At 67.6% G+C, this 20,360-nt stretch carries 24 protein-coding genes; 14 read left to right on the top strand and 10 right to left on the bottom strand.

Annotation, left to right across the window (positions count from 1 at the left end; translation table 11 throughout):
* Nucleotides 1–3 precede the first annotated feature (3 nt).
* A protein-coding gene (prfB, locus tag ABIC66_RS20100; RefSeq protein WP_354072510.1) for a peptide chain release factor 2 occupies nt 4–1,117 on the top strand; the annotation gives its coding sequence in 2 pieces (ribosomal slippage) (nt 4–72 and nt 74–1,117; 1,113 coding nt in all).
* A 7-nt stretch (nt 1,118–1,124) separates the two neighbouring features.
* Here prfB and ABIC66_RS20095 read toward each other — a convergent pair.
* Nucleotides 1,125–1,427 carry a helix-turn-helix domain-containing protein gene (locus ABIC66_RS20095; protein ID WP_354072508.1) on the bottom strand — a complete coding sequence of 101 codons (303 nt, stop codon included), beginning with the start codon at nt 1,425–1,427 and terminating at the stop codon, nt 1,125–1,127.
* Nucleotides 1,428–1,510: 83 nt separating this feature from the next.
* Here ABIC66_RS20095 and ABIC66_RS20090 point away from each other — a divergent pair, with 83 nt between their 5' ends.
* Nucleotides 1,511–1,879: a VOC family protein gene (locus ABIC66_RS20090; protein ID WP_354072507.1), complete on the top strand. Its 369-nt coding sequence runs from the start codon at nt 1,511–1,513 to the stop codon at nt 1,877–1,879.
* A gap of 56 nt (nt 1,880–1,935) precedes the next feature.
* Here ABIC66_RS20090 and ABIC66_RS20085 read toward each other — a convergent pair whose 3' ends face one another.
* The 4 genes from ABIC66_RS20085 to tyrS all read right to left on the bottom strand — a co-directional run bounded on the left by ABIC66_RS20085 (nt 1,936) and on the right by tyrS (nt 5,747).
* Nucleotides 1,936–2,421, bottom strand: coding sequence for a bactofilin family protein (locus tag ABIC66_RS20085; protein WP_354072505.1), 486 nt, complete (start codon nt 2,419–2,421; stop codon nt 1,936–1,938).
* Nucleotides 2,402–3,553: a peptidoglycan DD-metalloendopeptidase family protein gene (locus ABIC66_RS20080; RefSeq protein WP_354072503.1), complete on the bottom strand. Its 1,152-nt coding sequence runs from the start codon at nt 3,551–3,553 to the stop codon at nt 2,402–2,404. The genes ABIC66_RS20085 and ABIC66_RS20080 overlap by 20 nt, the downstream gene beginning before the upstream one ends.
* Nucleotides 3,554–3,802: 249 nt before the next feature.
* The gene (locus tag ABIC66_RS20075) at nt 3,803–4,264 is read right to left on the bottom strand and encodes a peroxiredoxin (RefSeq protein WP_354072502.1); all 462 of its coding nucleotides are present in this window, start codon (nt 4,262–4,264) and stop codon (nt 3,803–3,805) included.
* 142 nt (nt 4,265–4,406) lie between these two features.
* Entirely contained in the window at nt 4,407–5,747 is a 1,341-nt protein-coding gene (gene tyrS / locus ABIC66_RS20070) for a tyrosine--tRNA ligase (protein ID WP_354072500.1), read from the bottom strand.
* 200 nt (nt 5,748–5,947) lie between these two features.
* Between tyrS and ABIC66_RS20065 the strand changes: the two genes are divergently transcribed.
* Nucleotides 5,948–7,051 carry an anhydro-N-acetylmuramic acid kinase gene (locus ABIC66_RS20065; protein WP_354072498.1) on the top strand — a complete coding sequence of 368 codons (1,104 nt, stop codon included), beginning with the start codon at nt 5,948–5,950 and terminating at the stop codon, nt 7,049–7,051.
* 77 nt (nt 7,052–7,128) lie between these two features.
* Here ABIC66_RS20065 and ABIC66_RS20060 read toward each other — a convergent pair whose 3' ends face one another.
* Both ABIC66_RS20060 and ABIC66_RS20055 read right to left on the bottom strand, forming a co-directional pair.
* A complete protein-coding gene (locus ABIC66_RS20060; RefSeq protein ID WP_354072496.1) occupies nt 7,129–8,409 on the bottom strand; it encodes an NAD(P)/FAD-dependent oxidoreductase in 1,281 nt (426 codons plus the stop codon).
* 92 nt (nt 8,410–8,501) lie between these two features.
* Nucleotides 8,502–9,152: an alpha/beta hydrolase gene (locus tag ABIC66_RS20055; RefSeq protein ID WP_354072494.1), complete on the bottom strand. Its 651-nt coding sequence runs from the start codon at nt 9,150–9,152 to the stop codon at nt 8,502–8,504.
* Nucleotides 9,153–9,334: 182 nt separating this feature from the next.
* Between ABIC66_RS20055 and ABIC66_RS20050 the strand changes: the two genes are divergently transcribed.
* From ABIC66_RS20050 to ABIC66_RS20010, 9 genes are read left to right on the top strand one after another with little or no spacing between them, the layout of a single operon-like run.
* Nucleotides 9,335–9,796, top strand: coding sequence for an Rrf2 family transcriptional regulator (locus tag ABIC66_RS20050; protein WP_354072492.1), 462 nt, complete (start codon nt 9,335–9,337; stop codon nt 9,794–9,796).
* Nucleotides 9,793–10,932 (top strand): cysteine desulfurase family protein, encoded by a 1,140-nt coding sequence (locus tag ABIC66_RS20045; RefSeq protein ID WP_354072490.1) that lies wholly within the window; start codon nt 9,793–9,795, stop codon nt 10,930–10,932. The genes ABIC66_RS20050 and ABIC66_RS20045 overlap by 4 nt, the downstream gene beginning before the upstream one ends.
* Complete coding sequence (sufB, locus tag ABIC66_RS20040; protein WP_354072488.1) at nt 10,932–12,401, top strand: Fe-S cluster assembly protein SufB; 1,470 nt, start codon at nt 10,932–10,934, stop codon at nt 12,399–12,401. Before ABIC66_RS20045 ends, sufB begins: the two co-directional genes overlap by 1 nt.
* Nucleotides 12,398–12,787 carry a hypothetical protein gene (locus ABIC66_RS20035; RefSeq protein WP_354072486.1) on the top strand — a complete coding sequence of 130 codons (390 nt, stop codon included), beginning with the start codon at nt 12,398–12,400 and terminating at the stop codon, nt 12,785–12,787. Before sufB ends, ABIC66_RS20035 begins: the two co-directional genes overlap by 4 nt.
* Nucleotides 12,780–13,529 carry a Fe-S cluster assembly ATPase SufC gene (gene sufC / locus ABIC66_RS20030; RefSeq protein ID WP_354072484.1) on the top strand — a complete coding sequence of 250 codons (750 nt, stop codon included), beginning with the start codon at nt 12,780–12,782 and terminating at the stop codon, nt 13,527–13,529. The genes ABIC66_RS20035 and sufC overlap by 8 nt, the downstream gene beginning before the upstream one ends.
* On the top strand, nt 13,526–14,548 hold the full coding sequence (sufD, locus tag ABIC66_RS20025; protein WP_354072482.1) for a Fe-S cluster assembly protein SufD: 1,023 nt from the start codon (nt 13,526–13,528) through the stop codon (nt 14,546–14,548). Before sufC ends, sufD begins: the two co-directional genes overlap by 4 nt.
* Nucleotides 14,548–15,774 carry an aminotransferase class V-fold PLP-dependent enzyme gene (locus ABIC66_RS20020; RefSeq protein ID WP_354072480.1) on the top strand — a complete coding sequence of 409 codons (1,227 nt, stop codon included), beginning with the start codon at nt 14,548–14,550 and terminating at the stop codon, nt 15,772–15,774. Before sufD ends, ABIC66_RS20020 begins: the two co-directional genes overlap by 1 nt.
* Nucleotides 15,775–15,781: 7 nt before the next feature.
* A complete protein-coding gene (locus ABIC66_RS20015; RefSeq protein WP_354072478.1) occupies nt 15,782–16,141 on the top strand; it encodes an SUF system Fe-S cluster assembly protein in 360 nt (119 codons plus the stop codon).
* A gap of 14 nt (nt 16,142–16,155) precedes the next feature.
* A complete protein-coding gene (locus ABIC66_RS20010; protein WP_354072476.1) occupies nt 16,156–16,551 on the top strand; it encodes a HesB/IscA family protein in 396 nt (131 codons plus the stop codon).
* On the opposite strand, the gene ABIC66_RS20005 is transcribed toward ABIC66_RS20010, so the two are convergent.
* Together ABIC66_RS20005 and ABIC66_RS20000 are read right to left on the bottom strand one after the other, a co-directional pair.
* Nucleotides 16,514–17,365 carry a lysophospholipid acyltransferase family protein gene (locus ABIC66_RS20005; protein ID WP_354072474.1) on the bottom strand — a complete coding sequence of 284 codons (852 nt, stop codon included), beginning with the start codon at nt 17,363–17,365 and terminating at the stop codon, nt 16,514–16,516. The two genes, ABIC66_RS20010 and ABIC66_RS20005, sit on opposite strands and share 38 nt — an antisense overlap.
* Complete coding sequence (locus ABIC66_RS20000) at nt 17,362–17,922, bottom strand: TetR/AcrR family transcriptional regulator (protein WP_354072472.1); 561 nt, start codon at nt 17,920–17,922, stop codon at nt 17,362–17,364. The genes ABIC66_RS20005 and ABIC66_RS20000 overlap by 4 nt, the downstream gene beginning before the upstream one ends.
* Nucleotides 17,923–18,016: 94 nt before the next feature.
* On the opposite strand from ABIC66_RS20000, the gene ABIC66_RS19995 reads away from it, so the two are divergent.
* Both ABIC66_RS19995 and ABIC66_RS19990 read left to right on the top strand, forming a co-directional pair.
* The gene (locus ABIC66_RS19995) at nt 18,017–18,991 is read left to right on the top strand and encodes a glycosyltransferase family 9 protein (RefSeq protein WP_354072470.1); all 975 of its coding nucleotides are present in this window, start codon (nt 18,017–18,019) and stop codon (nt 18,989–18,991) included.
* The gene (locus ABIC66_RS19990; protein ID WP_354072468.1) at nt 18,992–19,396 is read left to right on the top strand and encodes a DUF6165 family protein; all 405 of its coding nucleotides are present in this window, start codon (nt 18,992–18,994) and stop codon (nt 19,394–19,396) included.
* Between the two features lie 55 nt (nt 19,397–19,451).
* Here the strand turns inward: ABIC66_RS19990 and ABIC66_RS19985 are convergent, their stop codons facing one another.
* On the bottom strand, nt 19,452–20,255 hold the full coding sequence (locus ABIC66_RS19985; protein ID WP_354072466.1) for an enoyl-CoA hydratase/isomerase: 804 nt from the start codon (nt 20,253–20,255) through the stop codon (nt 19,452–19,454).
* Between the last annotated feature and the right edge of the window lie 105 nt (nt 20,256–20,360).

Genomic DNA, 20,360 nt, shown 5'->3' with positions numbered 1-20,360 from the left:
GTGATGCGACCGGATGTCGAGGCCGCCGCGGCTGACATCGAGCAGTCCGTGGGACTGCTCAGGAGGCGTCTTTGACTGGGATGTCGCCCTTAGAAAGCTCGATGAGCTGAACGCTCGGGTCGAGGATCCGACCCTCTGGGACCGTCCGTCGGAAGCCCAGGCCGTCTCGCGCGAGCGCGCCGCCCTGGCCGCCAAGGTCGAGGCCGTGCTGGGCATCGAGCGCGACGTCAAGGACGCGCTGGAATACGCCGAACTGGCCGACATGGAGTCCGACGAGGACTCGCTGAACGACGCCCGCGCCCAGCTGAAGGCCATCAAGGAGCGCGCCGGTCGCGCCGAGCTCGAGGCCCTGCTGTCCGGCGAGGCCGACGGCAATGACGCCTATATCGAGATCAACTCGGGGGCCGGCGGCACCGAGTCGTGCGACTGGGCCGGCATCCTGCTGCGGATGTACACTCGCTGGGCCCACGCCCACGGCATGACGACCGAGCTGATCGAAGAGACCGACGGCGACCAGGCCGGCATCAAGTCCGCGACCCTGCTGGTCAAGGGCCAGAACGCCTACGGCTGGTTGAAGACCGAGGCCGGGGTGCACCGCCTGGTGCGGATCAGCCCGTACGACAGCAGCGCCCGCCGTCACACCTCATTCGCCTCGGCCTGGGTCTATCCCGTGGTCGACGACACGATCGAGATCGAGATCAACCCGGCCGACGTACGGACCGACACCTACCGTGCTTCGGGGGCCGGCGGTCAGCACATCAACAAGACCGACTCGGCCGTGCGCCTGACGCACATCCCGACCGGCATCGCGGTGGCTTGCCAGGCCGGCCGATCGCAGCACCAGAACCGCGAGGAAGCCTGGAAGATGCTGCGCGCGCGCCTCTACGAGGCCGAGCTGCAGCGGCGGGAAGCCGCCCAGCAGGCGCTCGAGGACCAGAAGACCGACATCGGCTGGGGACACCAGATCCGCAGCTACGTCCTGCAGCCCTACCAGATGGTCAAGGACCTGCGGACCAACGTCGAGACCTCCGACACCCAAGGGGTGCTGGACGGCGATCTCGACGCTTTCATGGGGGCCTCGCTGGCCCAACGCGTCGGCGCAACGCGCGACGCCTGACAAGCCTCTAGTCCCGTTGGCGCTTCCAAGGCGTCAGCGGGACATAGGTCGCCGGCTCGGTCGGACCCTGGCGACTGACCGTGATCAAGCCTCTTCGCTTCAGGTTCTCGACAGCGTTCTGGACGGTGCGCCGCGACTGGCCCGTGCGCTCGGCCAGCTCCGCGTGGCTGAAGCTGGCGCGGCCGTCGGCGTGGGCGGCCACGATGGCCAGATAGACGAGGAACGAGGACGGCCGATGGTCGTGTCCTGCGAGGTCGGCCATCAGGGTGTCGAGGACGTAGCGGTCGATCGCATAGCTCTGCGTATCCATTGCTATAGCAATGCCTGCACGTCTTCACCGAGGCAAGATTGGGCGGCTACTCCGTCGCATCACTCGCAGGGAAGGGGACCGCCATGAGCGTGATCAGCAAGGTGAAATTCGTCAGCATCCCGGTTAGCGACCAGGATCGGGCCCTGGCCTTCTGGACCGAGAAGGTCGGCCTGCGCGTGGCCACCGACCAGCCGATGGGCAATCAGCGCTGGATCGAGCTGTCGATCCCCGGCGCCGAGACCGGCCTGGTGCTGTTCACCCCCGAGGGGCACGAGAACCGCATCGGCAGCTTCTTCAACGGCTCGCTGGCCTGTGACGACGTCGAGCACGCTTATCGCAAGCTGACCGAGAAGGGCGTGGAATTCGAGGGGCCGCCCGAGAAGCAGCCCTGGGGGACCTTCGCCAAGTTCAAGGACCCGGACGGCAACACGTTCGTGCTGTCGAGCCGCTAAACAAAAAACGCCCCGGATCACTCCGGGGCGTTCGTGTTTCTTAAGCGCGGAAGACCTCAGCCCGCGGCCGGCTTGGCCAAGGCCAGCTGCTCGGGGTGCGGGGCCGGCTGGGCGGCCGGGGCTGGGCGTTGGAACTTCAGGCTACGGCCCTGGAAGAAGGCGCCGGTTTCCATCGCCAGCTGCTCGTGGGTGATGTCGCCGTCGACATACGAGGTGCCGTAGAGACGGACCTGCTTGGAGGTGATCGCGCCGACGACGCGGCCGCGCACCTCGACCGCCTCGGCATAGATCGAGCCCTCGATATGGCCGGTCTCGCCGACGGTCAGGCGGCCGACGCGGACGTCGCCCTTGACCACGCCGTCGATCTGCAGCTCGCCCTCGCCGGTCAGGCTGCCCTCGATGGTCAGGTCGGCCGACAGCAGGCTGGCCACCTTGGGCGGCGCGCGGCGCGCGGCTTCGGTCGGGGCGATCGCCATCGGCGTCGGCAGCGGTTCGATGCGGCCCTGAGACTTGGGCGCCGACTTAGCTTGCTTGCTGAACATACTCACCAGCCTTCAAGTAACGATTGGGATTCTGGGCCTTGCCGTTGACCCAGACTTCGTAATGCAGGTGCGGCCCGGTCGAGCGGCCGGTCGAGCCCATGGCGCCGATGCGCGCCCCCATGGCCACCCGCTGGCCGACGCGGGCGCCGATGGTCGCCAGGTGAGCATAGCGGGTCTTGAAGCCGCCGCCATGGTCGATCTCGACGGTGTTGCCATAGCCCGAGCGCACGCCCGTGAACGACACGACACCCGGCGCGGTGGCCATGATCGGGGTGTAGAAGGCGCCTGGGAAGTCCAGGCCCGAATGGAAGGCTGGCCGGTGCGTGAACGGATCGAAGCGGACGCCGTAGCTGGATGACAGGGCCGGATTGCTGGTCGGACGATAGAAAGGCAGCTGCTTGGCCGCCGCGCCCAGCGAACGCATGTCCGACATATCATTGGCCGCGTGCTGGATGCGGCTGGCGAACTCCTCGTCGACGTCGAGGACGGCGGCGAGGGCGCGCGGATCCTTGGCCTCGATCAGCGGACCGCCCAGCGAGGCGCCGCGGCCGGTGAAGTTGCCCGCGTCCAGGCCGGCCATGCGCATGGCCAGGCGCAGGCGGTCGGCGCGGCTCTTGGCAAAGCCCTCGGCGGCGTCGATCAGGCGTTCCTGATCCATGCGGGTGGCCTGGATGCGTTGCACCGGGCTAGCGGCCAGCAGGCGGGGCTTGGCGACCTTCAGCGCGTCGGCGGCGCCGGGCACGCCCTTGAAGTCGGAAACCAGCAGGGCAAGGGCGGCGTGGCGCTTCTCGACCGAGGCGGCCAGGTCTTCCAGCGAGCCGTTGGTGGCCGACAGCTGAGCCACGGCGCTGTTCAGGCGGCCCTGGCGATCGGCGTTGAGGCGCTCGTAATAGGCTTTCTGCTTGACCAGCTGCTGGTCGGTCGAGCTGACGGACAGAGCGCTGACCATCATCGAGGCGGTGCAGACGCCCATCCATAGCGCGGTCGCGGCGACGGCGGTCGCGCCCAGCAGTTGCTTGTTGGTGGAGAAGACATAGCCGCGCATCTCGCCGCCGGAGCGGATATAGATGTGCCGTTCGGGAAACAGGGCTTCGAGAGAGTGCCGCAGTCGCTTAAAGCGCTTGATCGCCATCGCCCAAGAAACCCCCCGTTTCAGGTCTGGGCGATATGCTACGAGAAAGCGGAAACACGCAAGACTCTTCGCGCCCGAAGTGAGCGCGAGTCGCGAAAAGTAACATTGCGCCTCGATCCTTAACGTTTCCTGACCGCGAAAGTCACCCGTTAAGGCTGCGATAGCGTGGAAAGGTCACAGGTTGAGGCGCGGATACAACACCGCCACGACCGAACGGTTCCCGTAGCGGGCGAAATACTTGGCGAGAGGCTACTTAATCGCCTTGGCGGCGTTCATCACGGCCTTGATGTGGCCGGGGACCTTAACCTTACGCCAGACTTCGCGGACGACGCCCTCGCGATCAATGAGGAAGGTCGAGCGATCGATGCCCATGTACTTGCGGCCGTACATGCTTTTCTCGACCCAGGCGCCGTACGCCTCGACGACGTCGCCCAACGGGTCGGCGGCCAGCTCGATGGTCAGGTCGTGCTTCTTGCGGAACTTGGCGTGCGAGGCGGCGCTGTCCTTGGAGACGCCGACGATCACCGCGCCCAGCTTCTGGAACTCCTCGACTTCCGACGAGAACTGCAGGGCTTCCGACGTGCAGCCGGCGGTGTCGTCCTTCGGGTAGAAGTAGAGCACGACGTTCTTGCCCTTCAGGCCCGTCAGGCTGACCCGGCCGGTGTCGGTCGGCAGGTCGAAATCGGGGGCCTTGTCGCCGGGTTGCAGCATCGAACGCTTCTCCACCTTGAAACTGTCATCCCGGACGCGCGAAGCGCGATCCGGGACCGCCAAAAGCTCGGCGTTCGTGGCGGTCCCGGCTCTCCGCTACGCTGCGGCCGGGATGACAGTCAACCAACTAAACCGGCAACAACTAAACCGGCTTGACCAATACGATTTTCTTCTTGCCGGCGGCCAGCTTGACGACGCCCTCGACCAGATCGGCTGAGGTGATCGTCCGGTTGGCGTCGGCCTCGGCCTTGTCGTTGACCTTGACGCCGCCGCCCTGGGCCAGACGACGGGCTTCGCCGCGCGAGGCGGCCAGGCCGGCGTCGGCGAACAGGGCCGCCAGCACGATACCGGCTTCCAGGGCCGCGGCGGGCACCTCGAAGGTCGGCAGGTCGGCCGACAGCGCGCCTTGCTCGAAGGCCTTCTCGGCCGCGTCGCGCGCCTTGCGGGCCTCGTCCTCGCCGTGGGCCATGCGGGTGGCCTCGTCGGCCAGCACCTTCTTGGCCTCGTTGATCTGGGCGCCTTCGAGGGCTTCCAGCTCCGCGATCCGCTCCAGCGGCAGGTCGGTGAACAGCTTCAGGAAGCGGCCCACGTCGGCGTCCTCGGTGTTACGCCAGAACTGCCAGTAGTCGTACGGGCTCAGCTGCTCGGCGTTCAGCCATACCGCGCCGGCCATGGTCTTGCCCATCTTGGCGCCCGAGGCGGTGGCCAGCAGCGGCGTCGTCAAGCCGAAGGCGGCCTTCTGGTCGACGCGACGGGTCAGCTCCACCCCGTTCAGGATGTTGCCCCACTGGTCCGAGCCGCCCATCTGCAGCACGCAGCCGTACTTGCGGTTCAGCTCCAAGAAGTCGGTGGCCTGCATCAGCATGTAGTTGAATTCGAGGAAGGTCATCGGCTGCTCGCGCTCGAGCCGCAGCTTGACCGAGTCGAAGGCCAGCATCCGGTTGACCGTGAAGTGCACGCCGTAGTCGCGCAAGAACTGCACGTAGCCGAACTTCGAAAGCCACTCGTCGTTGTCGACCATGATCGCATCGGTCGGCCCGTCGCCGAAGGTCAGGAACTTGGCGAAGACCTGCTTGATGCCGGCGATGTTGGCGGCGATGTCGGCGTCCGACAGCAGCTTGCGGCTCTCATCCTTGCCAGTCGGGTCACCGACCTTGGTCGTGCCGCCGCCCATCAGGACGATCGGCTTGTGGCCGGCCTGCTGCAGGCGGCGGAGCATCATGATCTGGATCAGCGAGCCGACATGCAGAGACGGGGCCGTGGCGTCGAAGCCGATATAGGCGGTGATGATCCCGCTGCTCGCAGCGGCGTCGAGTTCTTCGGGGTGCGTGATCTGATGGATGTAGCCACGCGCCTCCAGGGTTCGCAGGAACTCCGACTTGAAGGGCGACGCGGCGGACATGGATCGACTCTCTGATTGGGCGGTCTTGGAAAGAGATGGCGCGCCGTCTAGCACGGCGAGGTCTGAATGTGAGGGCTTCATTTCGTGACTCCGGGCGAGGGCCGGAGCGCATGATCGATCAAATGGAGCGACCCCGGCGAGACGGGGTGGCGACGTGTCTGGTCGGCCTCCCGCTATGGCAGCGGGCGGTAATAGGGGCGGGCCAGGATGCTACCCAACAGGATGGGGGCGTCGATCATGGGGTCTAGCTACCGTTTCGCGACCATGGCAGTCAACGGATCATGCGTATTCTTGGATTCATGACCGGCACCTCGCTCGACGCGGTCGACATGGCGGTGCTGGAGACGGACGGCGAAGAGATCCAGAGCTTTGGACCCGCCGGCGAACGCAAGCTCCGCGAGGAGACCCGCGATCTCTTGCTGGTCGCCACCGAGGTCGCCCGAGGCTGGCCGCGCGACAAGCCCGCGCCGGAGATCTTCACCGAGGCCGCGCAGGCCGTGGCCGACGAACACTTCCACGCCGCCGAGAGCTTCCTGGCCGAGCACGGCCTGGCCTGGAGCGATTTCGACCTGCTGGGCGTCCATGGCCAGACCGTGCTGCATGAACGCCCGACGCCGGACCGGATCGGCCGGACGGTGCAATTACTGGACGCCGAGCGCTTGGCCAAGGCCACCGGCCGGCCCGTGGCGTTCGACTTCCGCACCGCCGACGTGGCGGCGGGCGGGCAGGGCGCACCCCTGGCTCCGATCTATCACGCCGCCCGCGCCCGGGCCTCCGGCCTGGCCGCGCCGGTAGCCGCGCTGAACATCGGCGGGGTGGCCAACATCACCCTGATCGGCGACGACCACGATCTGCTGGCCTTCGATACGGGTCCCGGCAACGGCATGATCGACCTGATGCTGCAGGAGCGGGGGCTGGGCCGGTTCGACGAGAACGGCCGCCTGGCCGCGTCGGGCCGGGTGGACCAGGCGATCCTCGATCGGTTCCTTGACAGTTCCTACTTCTCCGGCCCCGCGCCCAAGTCGCTGGACCGCTACGATTTCCCGCTCGACTTGGTCGAGCCGCTATCGGCCGAGGACGCCGCCGCGACCCTGGTGGCGTTCACGGCGGAAGCCGTGGTCAAGGCGTTCGAGCTGGGCGCGCGGCCCAGCGCCCTGATCGTCTGTGGCGGCGGCCGGCACAATCCACAGATCATGCGAGTGCTGGCCGAACGCGCGCCGGTGCCGGTCAGGACCGCCGAGGACTACGGCTGGCGCGGCGACAGCATCGAGGCCGAGGCGTTCGCGTACCTCGCGGCGAGGACGGCGAGGGGCCTGCCGATCAGCTTCCCGGGCACGACGGGGGTGAAGGCGCCGATGACGGGCGGAAGGATCGTAACCCCATAACCTTTTGTGTCATCCCGGCCACAGCGAAGCGGAGCGCCGGGATCGGCGCTGCGGGCCCTGCAGGATGACACCTGTTTTCAGTGCAATTTGAGTCTGCCCGACACCCGTTGCTGCAGCAGCCGCGCCAGCGCCAGGGTCACCGTCCGGCCGACGCCCAGGATCGCCCGGTGGTGGTCCAGGTGCAGCGACATGTAGGCCCACTTGGCCAGCAAGCCTTCGACGAAAAAGTTCGGGCCGCCCAGCCCGCCCATCAGCGCCCCGACGCCCTTATTGTCGCCCAGCGACACCAGCGAGCCGAAGTCGCGATAGACGAACGGCGCCTCGGCTCGGCGCTGGGCCAGACGGGCCAGAAGCGCCTTCTCCAGATAGCTGGCCTGCTGGTGCGCGGCCTGGGCGCGGGCGGGGATGGTCTTGCCGTCCTTCCACGGCGCGGCGGCGCAGTCGCCCAGGGCCCAGACGTCGGAGGCGGAGGTCTCCAGGCGGGCGTTGACCACGAACTGGTTGCCGCGATTGGTTTCCAGGCCGTAGGCGGCATTGCCGTCGGCGGCCTTGATGCCCGCCGCCCAGACGATCAGGTCGGCCGGAACGTCGCCCTGGCTGGTCTCCAGCCGGTCGAGGCGGACGGCCAGCACCTTGGCGTCTGTCTTGACCGCCACCCCCTTGCGCTCGAGGGCCAGCGTGGCCTTGTCGGCGATCTTCTGCGGCAGGCCATTGAGGATGCGCGGCGCGGCCTCGACCACGGTGATGTCCAGGCGAAAGCGCTGCTCGTCGCCCAGGCTGCCCAGCAGCTCGCGATGCGCCTCGATCAGTTCGGCCGACAGCTCGACCCCGGTCGCGCCGCCGCCGACGATGGCGACCCGCATGATCTTGTCGTCGGAGAACGAGGCCTTGGTGAAGGCCGCCAGCAGACGCGCGTGGAAGGCCTCGGCGTCCTCGGTGCGCTCCAGCAGATGGGCCTGCTCGGCGCCGGGCGTGCCGAACAGGTTCGAGCCGGACCCGATCGCCAGCACGCCATAGGTGAAGCTGATGGCCCGTTCGGGCGCCAGGACTTGGCCGTCGTCGCCCATGATCGCCTTCAGGGTCAGGCGCTTGGCGGTCGGGTCGAAGGTCGAAAGCTCACCGAGCAGGAAGTTGAAGCCGTTCGAGCGGCCCAGGATCGAGTAGGAGATGCCTTCCTGATGGACATCCAGCGTGCCGGCCGCCACCTCGTGCAGGGTCGGCTTCCAGATGTGGAAGCTGGAACGGTCGATCAGCAGAACGCGGCGTTTGCCATTTCGGCCGCCGAGTTTGCGGCCTAGCCGCGACGCCAGCTCCAGCCCGCCGGCGCCCCCGCCGACGATGACGATGTCGTAGTGCATCACCGTCTCCATCATTATTCATCAATCGATGAATATATAAGGCGAGCGGCGGCAGCGAAAAAGGCCTCCCGCGCGGGAGGCCTTCTGACGTTTTAGATCGGGTCCGCCGCCAGGCGCTTGTCGAGATAGTCGCTGACGCTTTTCTCGACGCTGGGCAGGTGCTCGGCCCAGAAGTGGGTGGCCTTGTCGATGACCTCGTAGTCGATCGTGATGCCCTTCTGGGTGCGCAGCTTGGTGACCACGCGCTCCACCTCGACCGGCGGAGTGATGGTGTCGGCCGAACCGGTCAGGAACAGGCCCGAGGCCGGGCAGGGGGCCAGGAAGCTGAAGTCGTACATGTTGGTCGGCGGCGACACCGAAATGAAGCCGTCCGTCTCCGGGCGGCGCATCAAGAGCTGCATGCCGATATAGGCGCCGAAGTCGAAGCCGGCGACCCAGGTCTGGCTGGCGGCCGGATTGCTGGTCTGCAGCCAGTCCAGGGCGGTCGCGGCGTCGGCCAGCTCGCCGATGCCGGCGTCGAACTCGCCCTGGCTGCGGCCCACGCCGCGGAAATTGAAGCGCAGGGTCGCGAAACCGCGCTTCATGAACAGGTGGTACAGCTGCACGGCCACTGGGTGGTTCATGTGACCGCCGGCTTTCGGGTGCGGATGCAGGATCAGCGCGATCGGCGCTGTCTCGGTCTTGCCCGGAGAATAGCGACCTTCGATCCGCCCGGACGCGCCGGTCAAAATCACATCAGGCATGTCGTTCCCTTGAGCTCGCCAGCGGCCCGTGCCCCGACGATTTGGCTCGCCGGAATACTTGACTACTGCGCTTGGTCTTCCTAGATCGCAACCAGTTCGCGGGCTGGAGGGCCCGCGCGCGAAGTCGCGGCTTGTAGCACACGCAAAAGCCGATGCGCGCGGAATCTGCAAGGGGTAAGGCGATGCGCCTGAGCACCAAAGGACGATACGCGGTCATGGCGATGACCGACCTGGCCAAGCGCCAGGACGAAAGCGAGGGTCGCGCCGTGGCCCTGGCCGAAATCGCCGCGCGCCAACAGATCTCGCTGTCCTATCTGGAGCAGCTGTTCGCGCGCCTGCGCCGCAAGGGCCTGGTGATCAGCGCCCGCGGCCCTGGCGGCGGCTATCGTCTGGCCAAGGCGTCGACCGAAACCTTCATCTCCGACATCGTGCTGGCGGTCGACGAACCGCTGCGCGCCACCCGTTGCGGCTTCACCAAGGGCCAGGCCAAGGGCTGCATGGCCGGCGGCGAGCGCTGCATGACCCACGGCCTATGGGAAGAGATGGGCCGCCAGATCCACGGCTACCTGGCCAGCGTGTCGGTCGCCGACGTACTGAACGGCGAGCTGCGTCCCGCCCGCCCGCTGGAGATCGCGGCCGAGTGAGCATCCGTCGCACATCGGTCTATCTCGACTACAACGCCACGGCGCCCCTGCGCCCGGAGGCGAAGGAAGCGTTGCTGCGCGCCCTGGAGAGCCCGGCCAATCCCTCGTCGGTCCACGCCGCCGGCCGCGCCGCGCGCGACATGGTCGAGCGGGCCCGCGCCGAGGTCGCGGCCCTGGTCGGCGTGCCGGCGGGTTCGGTGACCTTTGTCAGCGGCGGCACCGAAGCCAATGCCCTGGCCATCGAAAGCGCCAAGGCCGCCGGCGTCCAACGCATCATCCTTTCCGCCGTCGAGCACGACGCGGTGACCGAGACGGCCAAGGTCTCGGGCCTGCCGATCGAGATTCTGCCGGTCGACGCCGATGGCGTCGCCGACATCGGCTGGCTGGCCCAGGCGCTTGAAGCGCCGGGCAAGGCCCTGGTCTGCCTGATGCTGGCCAACAACGAGACGGGCGTGATCCAGCTGGTCGCCGAGGCCTCGGTCCTGGTCCGCGCCGCCGACGGCTGGCTGCACGTCGACGCCGTCCAGGCGGCGGGCAAGATCGCGATCGACTTCTCCGCCCTCGGCGCCGACACCATGGCGCTGTCGGCCCACAAGCTGGGCGGGCCGCAAGGCGTCGGCGCCCTGGTCGCCGGAACGCGCGCCACCGTCGTCCGTCGCCAGCACGGCGGCGGTCAGGAGCGTGGCCGCCGGGCCGGCACCGAGAACGTCGCCGGCATCGCCGCGTTCGGCGCGGCCGCTCGCGCGGCGCAGGAAAGCCTTGCGTCGATGGTCGAACTGTCCCATTGGCGCGACGCCCTGGCCGAACGGGTCAAGGCCCAAGGCGCTGTCGTGCTCGGGGAGGGCGCGCAACGCCTGCCCCAGACATTGTGTTTCGCGGGCGAAGGCTTCGGCTCCGAGGTCCAGGTCATGACCATGGACCTGGCCGGGGTCATGGTCAGCGCCGGCAGCGCCTGCTCGTCGGGCAAGGTCAAGGCCAGCCGCGTGGTGGAAGCCATGGGCCGGTCCGATCTCGCCCCCTTCGCCCTGCGGGTCAGCGGCGGCTGGGCGAGCACGGAAGACGATTGGATCAAGTGCGGCGACGCCTGGCTCGCCGCCTGGAAGCGTATCGGCGCCCGGCGCCGGGAGGTGGCGTAGTGGCCGCGGTCAAGGAAACTGTCGAAACCGTCGCCGCGCTCGAGAAGTACGAGCACGGTTTCACGAGCGAGATCGACCAGGAGTTCGCCCCCAAGGGCCTCTCCGAAGACATCGTGCGCTTCATCTCGGCCAAGAAGGACGAGCCGGCCTGGATGTTGGAATGGCGCCTTGACGCCTACCGTCGCTGGCTGGAGCTGGACGAGCCCGACTGGGCCAAGGTCAGCTATCCGAAGATCGACTACCAGGACACCTACTACTACGCCGCGCCCAAGACCAAGGATGGCCCCAAGAGCCTGGACGAGGTCGATCCGGAGCTGCTGGCCGTCTACGCCAAGCTGGGAATCCCGCTGAAGGAGCAGGAGGTTCTGGCCGGCGTCGAGGGCGCGCCGCGCTACGCCGTGGACGCGGTGTTCGACAGCGTCAGCGTCGTCACCACCTTCAAGAAAGAGCTGGCCGCCGTCGGCGTCATCTTCTGCTCGATGAGCGAGGCGATCCGCGAGCACGGCGATCTGGTGCGCCAGTACCTGGGCAGCGTCGTGCCGACCTCGGACAACTATTTCGCCTGCCTCAACAGCGCGGTCTTCTCGGACGGCTCGTTCGTCTACATCCCGCCGGGCGTGCGCTGCCCGATGGAGCTGTCGACCTATTTCCGGATCAACGCCAAGGACAGCGGCCAGTTCGAGCGCACCCTGATCATCGCCGACAAGGGCGCCTACTGCTCGTATCTCGAGGGCTGCACGGCCCCGATGCGCGACGAGAACCAGCTGCACGCGGCGGTGGTCGAGCTCGTGCTGCTGGACGACGCCGAGATCAAATATTCGACGGTCCAGAACTGGTATCCGGGCGATCCGGAAACCGGCAAGGGCGGCATCTACAACTTCGTCACCAAGCGAGCCGACTGCCGCGGCGACCGTTCCAAGGTGTCGTGGACCCAAGTCGAGACCGGCTCGGCCATCACCTGGAAGTATCCGTCCTGCGTGCTGCGGGGCGAGGGGAGCTCGGGCGAGTTCTACTCGATCGCCGTGACCAACGGCCACCAGCAGGCCGACACCGGCACCAAGATGATCCACCTGGGCGCCAACACGCGCTCGCGGATCGTCGCCAAGGGCATCAGCGCCGGCAAGTCGACCAGCACCTATCGCGGCCTGGTCAGCGCCCACCCCAAGGCCAAGGGCGCGCGCAACTTCACCCAGTGCGACAGCCTGCTGATCGGCAAGACCTGCGCGGCCCACACCGTGCCCTATATCGAGGCCCGCAACGGCCATTCGGTGTTCGAGCACGAGGCCACCACCACGCGCCTCTCCGACGACCAGCTGTTCTATTGCCAGCAGCGCGGCCTGAGCCAGGAAGAGGCCGTGGCCCTGCTGGTCAACGGCTTCGTCAAGGACGTGCTGCAGCAACTGCCGATGGAATTCGCCGTCGAGGCTCAGAAGCTGGTGGCGATCAGCCTGGAAGGCTCTGTGGGATGACGACCGTCACCCTCTACCAGCCCGTCGGCATGGAAGAGCTGCAGGCGATCAAGGCGTCAGGTTGGACCGAGCTGCCGCCGCATGATTTGGAGCAGCCGATCTTCCGGCCGGTGGTCGACGAGGCCTATGCCGCCCAGCAGGCCCGCGACTGGAACGCCGTCCATAGCACCTATCGGCGCGGCTACATCGTGCGCTTCCAGGTTTCGGCGGACTTTCTGGCCGCCTATCGCGACAAGGTCGCCGGCACGCCCGGCCACGAGGAATACTGGATCCCGCCCGAGGATCTTTCGCTGTTAAACGCCGCCATCCAAGGCCAGATCGCCGTCGCCGGAACCTTCGCGGGCCACGACGCGGAATACAGAAAACTCAACGAGACCCATGCTTAAGATCCAGAACCTTCATGCCCGCGTCGAGGACAAGCCGATCCTGAAGGGCGTCACGCTGGACGTGCCGGCCGGCGAGGTCCACGCGATCATGGGCCCGAACGGCGCCGGCAAGTCGACCCTGTCCTACGTGCTGAGCGGCCGTGGCGGCTACGAGGTGACCGAGGGCTCGGCCAAGCTGAACGGCGACGACCTGCTGGCCCTGGAGCCCAACGAGCGGGCGGCCAAGGGCCTGTTTCTCTCGTTTCAGTATCCGCTTGAAATCCCCGGCGTTCCGGCCCTGACCTTCATCCGCACCGCCCTCAACGCCCAGCGCCGCGCGCGCGGCGAGGACGAGATCGCGGCCCCGGCATTCCTGAAGTTGGCCAAGGAGAAGGCCGCGGCGCTGAAGATCGACTTCGACATGCTCAAGCGCGGCCTGAACGTCGGCTTCTCGGGCGGCGAGAAGAAGCGGATGGAGATCTTCCAGATGTCCATGCTGTCGCCGAAATTCCTGATCCTGGACGAGACCGACAGCGGCCTCGACATCGACGCGCTGAAGATCGTCTCTGAAGGCGTCAACGCCCTGCGTTCGCCCGAGCGTGGCATGCTGGTGATTACCCACTATCAGCGCCTGCTGGACTACATCAAACCCGACAAGGTCCACGTGCTGGCCGCCGGCCGCATTGTCGCCTCGGGCGGCCCGGAACTAGCTCTGCAGCTGGAAGCCGAGGGCTACGACAAGTACGCGGGCGTCGCGGCGTGACCCTTTTAACCGCCCTCAAGACCGGCGACCTGACCGCGCTGCCGTCCCGGCGAGACGAGGACTGGCGCTGGACCGACCTGCGGGGCCTGCTGCGCGCCTTGCCGCCGGCCGCGCCGGCGCATGACGGTGAGGTTCCGGCTGGTCCGTTCTCCCAGCTGACGGACGCCGAGACGGTCTTCGTCAATGGCCGCCTGGTCGCCTTGGCCAGTTCGGGGGTCGTGGCCCTGCGCTTCGTCGCCCTGGCCGACAAGGCCTCGCAGACCGCCAGCCACAGCCTGGTCGTGGAGGCCGGCGAGCGCCTGGTCCTGCTGGAAAGCCACGAAGGCCGCGCGGCCGGCTATGTGGCTGACGTCACGCTCGAGATCGCCGTGGGCGAGGGCGCTTCGCTAGAGCGCATCGTCCTGGTCGAGGACGACGCCGAGGCGATCAACGTCGTGACCGCCGAGGTCGATCTTGCTCCTGGCGCGACCTACGCCCAGACCGTGCTGACCTCCGGCGCGCGCCGCCAACGGATCGAGACACGGGTCAACCATCCCGGCGCCCACGCCCAGGTCCGTCTCGACGGTGTCTATCTGCTGGACGGCCAACGCCACGCCGACCAGACCACCGTGGTCACCCATGCCGGCGTCGACGGCGTCACCAGCCAGCTGACCAAGGGCATGGCCGCCGACCAGGCGCGCGGCGTCTTCCAAGGCCGCATCGTGGTCGCGCAAGGCGCCGACCAGACCGATGCGCGGATGGGCCACCACGCCCTGATCCTGTCCGACAAGGCCGAGATCGACGCCAAGCCCGAACTGCTGATCTTCGCCGACGACGTCTCGTGCGCCCATGGCAACACGATCGGCGCGCTGGACGAGGAGGCGATCTTCTACGCCCGCCAACGCGGCATCCCGGAAGCCGAGGCCAAGGCGATGCTGACCGTCGCCTTCGTCGGCGAGGTGGTCGAGCGGATCGAGCACCCAGGCGCGCGCGACATCGCCGCCGCCTGGGTGGCCCGCAAGCTGGGGAGCCCCACCTAATGGCTTTTGACGCCCCCTTCGACGTCGCCGCGATCCGCGAGCAGTTCCCGATCCTGCAACGGACCGTGCATGGCAAGCCGCTGGTCTATCTGGACAGCGCCGCCAGCGCCCAGAAGCCGAACGTGGTGCTGGACGCCATGACGGACCTGGCGCGGACCTCGTACGCCAACGTCCATCGCGGCCTGCACACGCTGGCGAACGAAACGACGGAAGCCTATGAAAAGGCCCGTGAAAGCGTCGCGCGCTTCATCAACGCCGAGCCGACCGAAGTGGTCTGGACCAAGAGCGCCACCGAGGCGGTGAACCTGGTCGCGGCCTCGTTCGGCCTGTCGCTGAACGCCGGCGACGAGGTCGTGCTCTCCGAGATGGAGCACCACGCCAATATCGTACCGTGGCACTTCCTGCGCGAGCGCAAGGGCGTGGTCCTGAAGTTCATCCCGGTGCTGGACGACGGCCGCCTCGACATGGAGGCCTTTAAGAGCCTGCTGTCGGAAAAGACCAAGATGGTCGCCGTGACCCATATGTCGAACGTGCTGGGCACGGTCAACGACGTGGCCGAGATCGTCCGCCTGGCCCACGCGGCCGGCGCGCCGGTGCTGCTGGACGGCTGTCAGGGCGTGGTTCACACCCGGGTCGACGTGAAGGCGCTGGACGTCGACTACTACGTCTTCTCTGGCCACAAGCTGTACGGCCCGACCGGCATCGGCGTGCTGTATGGCAAGGCCGAGCGTCTGGCGGCCCTGCCGCCTTACCAGGGCGGCGGCGAGATGATCGGCTCGGTCAGCCTCGACAAGATCACCTATGCCGACCCGCCGCACCGGTTCGAAGCCGGCACCCCGGCGATCCTCGAGGCCGTCGGCCTGGGCGCGGCGATCGAGTGGCTGAACGGCCTGGATCGCGACGCCATCTTCGCCCACGAGCACGCCCTCTACAGCCGCGTCGCCGAGCAGCTGCGCGGCGTCAACGGCGTGCGGATCCTGGGCGAGGCCCCGGGCAAGGGCGCGGTGCTGTCATTCACGGTCGAGGGCGCCCACGCCCACGACATCGCCCAGGTGTTGGATCGCTACGGCGTCGCCGTGCGCGCCGGAACCCATTGCGCCGAGCCCTTGATGCGCCGTTTCGGCGTCACGTCGAGCGCGCGCGCCTCGTTCGCCCTATATAATACGGAAGCCGAAGCCGACGCGTTCGTGGACGCGCTGGCCAAGGCCCGCAGTTTCTTCAGTTGAGCCGCTCATGACCGACGCCGCCGCCTCTTCCGAGCCTGTCACCGCCCTCTCGAAGGATGAGCTGAACCGGCTGACGGACCTGCTGATCGAGAAGCTGAAGACCGTCTACGACCCGGAAATCCCGGTCGACATCTACGAGCTGGGCCTGATCTACAAGGTCGACGTCAGCGACGACAAGGACGTGACCATCGACATGACCCTGACCGCGCCGGGCTGCCCGGTGGCCGGGGAAATGCCGGGCTGGGTCCGCGACGCGGTGATGGAGATCCCAGGCCTGAAGTCCTGCAATGTCGATTTGGTGTTCGAGCCGCCGTGGGACGCCTCGCGGATGAGCGACGAGGCCAAGCTGCAACTGAACATGTTCTGATCGGTTCGAAAGCCATGGAAACCGCGATCACCGTCCGTCCCCGCCGTCCGCGTCCCAAGGTCGTCACCCTGACCGACGCCGCGGCCGCGCGCGTGAAGGAGATCATGGACCGCGCGGATAAACCCTATGCCGGCCTGCGGGTGGGCGTGAAGAACGGTGGCTGCGCGGGCCAGGAATACGTCTTCGAATACGCCGCCGAGAAGGGGCCGATCGACGAGGTCGTCGAGGACAAGGGCGTCACCATCCTGATCGAGCCCAAGGCGGTCCTGTTCCTGATCGGGACCGAGATCGACTACGAGATCACCAAGCTGTCGTCGAAGTTCGTGTTCCACAATCCGAACGAGACCGACGCCTGCGGCTGCGGCGAGAGCGTCACGATCCAGCCGGCGGCTGAAACCCCTCTCCCATAGGGAGAAGATTGGCCGTGGCCGCCGTCGGCGCGCTGACCACGTTCTTCCGCCCGTTCCATTCCACCAGCACCGACGGCTTGACCGCCTCACCGCGCGCCTGGGCGATCAGTTCGTTGGTGCGGCCCTCGATCGCCGCCTCCATGCGCGCCATGAACTCGGCCTTCTCCAGGCCCTGGGGTAGGGGCGGCAGGAACTCGACCGTGGCGGTTCCCGGCGTCTTCAGCTTCTCCGTCTGCTTCCAGAAGCAGCCGAGGTTTGTCGCCACCGGCACGACCGGCAGGCCGAAGTCCTTGCTCATGTGGTAGACGCCCGTCCGGTAGCGGAACCGCTCGCCCGGCGCGGCCAGATGGCCTTCGGGATAGATCAGGATCCGTCGGCCCTCGGCCGCGACCTGGGCGGCGCTCTTGGACAGGGCCTCGCGGGCCTCCGGTCCGCCGCAGCTGTCGACGACGATGGCGCCGAACTTCTTCAGGATCGCCCCGACCAGCGGAAACCTCTCCAGGTGGTCGCCGGTCACGAAGCTGAGATTGTCGATATGGGCGAACATCACGAAGCCGTCGCCCCAGCTGTGGTGCTTGGCGGCGATGATGAACGGGCCGTCGGGCAGATTCTCGCGGCCCTTCAGCTCGACCTTCACGTCGGCGAAGAACGCCAGCGCCCACAGCATCCGTTGGCTGTAGAGCCGCAGGGCGAAGGCCACCGGCTTGCGCCCCGGCAGCAGGGCGGACAAGGCCGCCGACAGGCCGTAGACGATCGACAGAACCCAGTAGTAGGCGTTGAACAGCACGCTGCGCATGGACGTCTGATCCTTCAACGAGCGAAAAGCACGGCCTTCACGGCCGCGGTCATCAGGGGCGCATGAGCCGAGAGGGCGTCGCCGCCCAGGCGGCCGTAGGCCTTGTTCTGGGCGGTCTGGCCGATCACCCCGATCGCCATGGCGGCCAGCACGCGCGGGTCGCCGGGCGGCAGCTCGGCATTGATCATCGCCCGCTTGATCACGTCCTCGATCAGGGTGACCGGGTCGCGGCCGTCCTCTTGGTAGTAGGGCAGGAAGTGGTGCAGCTGCAGCAGGTGGAACGAGAACAGCAACCAGTCCTCGTCGGCCACCGCGCAATAGGCCTTCACCAGGGCGGCGGCCTTGGCGTTGATTCCGTCGGCGGCCGCGGCCTCGGTCTCGATCAGCGTCGAGAGCCGGCGGTGGCAGTCCATGAACAGGCCGACGGCTAGGTCGTCCTTACTCTTCCAGTGGCGGTAGATCGCGCCCTCGGACACGCCAGCGCGGGCGGCGATGGTCTTGGTCGTGGTCGCATCGACGCCCTCGACGACGAAGGCCTCGAGGGCTGCGCGTTCGATGCGGGGCTTGGCGCTCATGGGACAAGCTTCGCATGGCGCGGCCGCAATGCAAGTGAGTGTTCACTTACATTTCCGTGATTGACCGAAGATGGAGGGGCGGCGACACACGGCCATGGTCCGGACGGTTCTGATCTATTCGATGGGCGAGGTGATCGGCGACGGCCTGATCAAGCTGCCCTTCATCGCCGGGCTGCGCGCGGCCTTTCCCGACGCCCGCATCAGCTGGTGCGCGGCCAAGGGCGAGACCGTCTATGCCGGACCACTGAAGAGTGTGGTGGTCGGCTATCTGGACGAGGTGATCGTCGAAGGCCGCAACGGCCCGAAGCTCGCAGACAGTCTGCCGTGGAGCAAACCGTTCGGGGGCCGCAAGTTCGACCTCGTCATCGACACCCAGGAGAACCTGCGCCGCAGCGGCGTCGCCCGTCGCGGTGCGTCTGGCCGCTTCGTCTCGGCCGCCCGCCACGCCCGCGACAAGGACTGGCCGGTGGCCGTCAGCGATCGCCTGGCGCGCCTGCTGGCCCTGGCCACGGACGGGCGGGGCGCGCCGCGTCCCCTGGCGCTGAACAATCCCGACGCGCTGAAAGCCGCCGAAGCCCTGCTGCCGACCGGTCCAACCTATGTCGGCCTGGCGCCGGGCGCGGGCGGTCAGGACAAGCGCTGGCCGCTGGAGCGCTATCTGGCGCTGGCCCGTCGTGTGGCCGCCCGGGGCTGGACCCCCGTCTTCTTCTTTGGGCCCGACGAGGCCGAAGACGCCGCCGTCGCCGCGCGCGAGGTCCCGGAAGGCCTGCAGCCCGAGCGCGACCGCACCGACGGCTTCGCCAGCGTGAAGGGCCCGCTGCTGGTCATCGCCCTGGCCGGACGCCTTTCGGCGGGCGTGGCCAACGACGCCGGCCCCGGCCACATGCTGGCCGCCGGCGGCGCGCCGCTGCTGTCGCTGCAGCAGGACCGTCGCAAGGCGGTGAAGTTCCGTCCCGCTGCTCAGCGGCTTGAGATGCTGGTCGCGGAGGACTACGGAAGCGGCATGGGCGCCCTGCCGGTCGACGCGGCCTGGGACGCCCTGCAGATCCTGATCGCCGGAGCCCCCTGAATGTCCATCCTCGCGCCGATCTCGGCGGGCGAACTGGTCGACAAGATCACCATCCTGCGGGTCAAGGCCCAGCGCATTGGCGATCCGGCCAAGGAGGCCAATGTCCGCAAGGAGCTGGCCCTGCTGGAGGCCACCGCGCGCCAGCACCTGCCCGACAGCGCCGACATCGCCCGCCTGACCGCCGAGCTCACCGACGTTAACGCCGCCCTCTGGGACATCGAGGACGGCAAGCGCGACTGCGAGCGTCGGCAGGACTTCGGTCCGGACTTCGTGGCGCTGGCTCGCCGCGTCTACATCGACAACGACAAGCGCGCCGCGATTAAGCGCGCCATCAACGAGGCCGCCGGTTCGGAGATTGTCGAGGAAAAGAGCTACAAGCCCTATCTCGCGACATCGAAAGACTGACGTAAGTCGTTCGCGGCGCTTAAGAAAAGGTCGCGAACATGATGTCTCCTCGCCGCTAGCGCCCCTTGAACGCCGCCGCGCGCTTCTGGAGGAAGGCGGTGACGCCCTCGATGAAGTCCTCGGTCTTGCCGGCCGCCTTTTGAGCCTTACGCTCGGCGTGCAGCTGGCCAGTCCAGTCACTGTCGAGGCTGTCCCAGACGAGCTTGCGGATCGCGCCCAGCGCCGCGGGCCCCTTGGCCAACTCCAGGGCCAGGGCGTGGGCGACAGGGATAAGCTCGGCGTCCGGCGCGCAGCGATTGACCAGGCCCCACTGAAGCGCGGTGGCCGCCGGGATCTTGTCGCCCAACAGCATCATCTCCATGGCCCGCGCCTTGCCGATCAGGCGCGGCAGCAGATAGGTCGAGCCGCCGTCGGGCACGAGGCCGATGCGGCGGAAGGCCTGCAGGAAATAGGCGCTCTCGCCGGCGACGATGATGTCGCCCATCAGCGCGATCGAGCAGCCGATCCCCGCCGCCGGGCCGTTCACCGCGGTCACGATCGGCAGCGGGAAGTCGCGCAGCAGCGTCATCAGCGGGTTGTAAACGGCTTCCAACGCCGAGCCGGCGTCGGGCTTGCCGTCGACGTCCAGTTCGCGCCCGGCCGCGCCGCCGCCCGAGAGATTGGCGCCCGAGCAGAACCCGCGACCTTCACCGGTCAGGATCACCGCGCGCGCCTCGACCTTGCCGGCCGCGATCGATGAGAAGGCGTGGATCAGCTCGCGGGCGATCTCCAGGCTGGCGGCGTTCAAGGTGGCGGGATCGGCGAGGGTGACGGTGGCGACGGCGTCCTGGGTCGCGAGGCGGATCTTCTGGTAGTCCACGGCCTGGGGGTCTCCCGTTGATCTTCGGGAGAAGTCTAGGCGCCTTTGCCCCTTGGGAAGGCTAGTGGAATCTTCACATGAAAACGCCGCCGATCTTGCGACCGG

Origin of the sequence: Caulobacter sp. 1776, from assembly GCF_040545685.1 — a bacterium.
In the GTDB taxonomy this organism is placed as follows: Bacteria; Pseudomonadota; Alphaproteobacteria; order Caulobacterales; family Caulobacteraceae; genus Caulobacter.
This window is presented reverse-complemented; position numbering and strand designations above follow the sequence as displayed.

Bases quoted from the DNA above. Each gene is read 5' to 3' on its own strand.
- ABIC66_RS20095 (WP_354072508.1), bottom strand. From the start codon at position 1,427: ATGGATACGCAGAGCTATGCGATCGACCGCTACGTCCTCGACACCCTG.
- ABIC66_RS20090 (WP_354072507.1), top strand. From the start codon at position 1,511: ATGAGCGTGATCAGCAAGGTGAAATTCGTCAGCATCCCGGTTAGCGAC.
- ABIC66_RS20085 (WP_354072505.1), bottom strand. From the start codon at position 2,421: ATGTTCAGCAAGCAAGCTAAGTCGGCGCCCAAGTCTCAGGGCCGCATC.
- ABIC66_RS20080 (WP_354072503.1), bottom strand. From the start codon at position 3,553: ATGGCGATCAAGCGCTTTAAGCGACTGCGGCACTCTCTCGAAGCCCTG.
- ABIC66_RS20075 (WP_354072502.1), bottom strand. From the start codon at position 4,264: ATGCTGCAACCCGGCGACAAGGCCCCCGATTTCGACCTGCCGACCGAC.
- tyrS (WP_354072500.1), bottom strand. From the start codon at position 5,747: ATGAAGCCCTCACATTCAGACCTCGCCGTGCTAGACGGCGCGCCATCT.
- ABIC66_RS20065 (WP_354072498.1), top strand. From the start codon at position 5,948: ATGCGTATTCTTGGATTCATGACCGGCACCTCGCTCGACGCGGTCGAC.
- ABIC66_RS20060 (WP_354072496.1), bottom strand. From the start codon at position 8,409: ATGCACTACGACATCGTCATCGTCGGCGGGGGCGCCGGCGGGCTGGAG.
- ABIC66_RS20055 (WP_354072494.1), bottom strand. From the start codon at position 9,152: ATGCCTGATGTGATTTTGACCGGCGCGTCCGGGCGGATCGAAGGTCGC.
- ABIC66_RS20050 (WP_354072492.1), top strand. From the start codon at position 9,335: ATGCGCCTGAGCACCAAAGGACGATACGCGGTCATGGCGATGACCGAC.
- ABIC66_RS20035 (WP_354072486.1), top strand. From the start codon at position 12,398: ATGACGACCGTCACCCTCTACCAGCCCGTCGGCATGGAAGAGCTGCAG.
- sufC (WP_354072484.1), top strand. From the start codon at position 12,780: ATGCTTAAGATCCAGAACCTTCATGCCCGCGTCGAGGACAAGCCGATC.
- ABIC66_RS20020 (WP_354072480.1), top strand. From the start codon at position 14,548: ATGGCTTTTGACGCCCCCTTCGACGTCGCCGCGATCCGCGAGCAGTTC.
- ABIC66_RS20015 (WP_354072478.1), top strand. From the start codon at position 15,782: ATGACCGACGCCGCCGCCTCTTCCGAGCCTGTCACCGCCCTCTCGAAG.
- ABIC66_RS20010 (WP_354072476.1), top strand. From the start codon at position 16,156: ATGGAAACCGCGATCACCGTCCGTCCCCGCCGTCCGCGTCCCAAGGTC.
- ABIC66_RS20000 (WP_354072472.1), bottom strand. From the start codon at position 17,922: ATGAGCGCCAAGCCCCGCATCGAACGCGCAGCCCTCGAGGCCTTCGTC.
- ABIC66_RS19995 (WP_354072470.1), top strand. From the start codon at position 18,017: ATGGTCCGGACGGTTCTGATCTATTCGATGGGCGAGGTGATCGGCGAC.
- ABIC66_RS19990 (WP_354072468.1), top strand. From the start codon at position 18,992: ATGTCCATCCTCGCGCCGATCTCGGCGGGCGAACTGGTCGACAAGATC.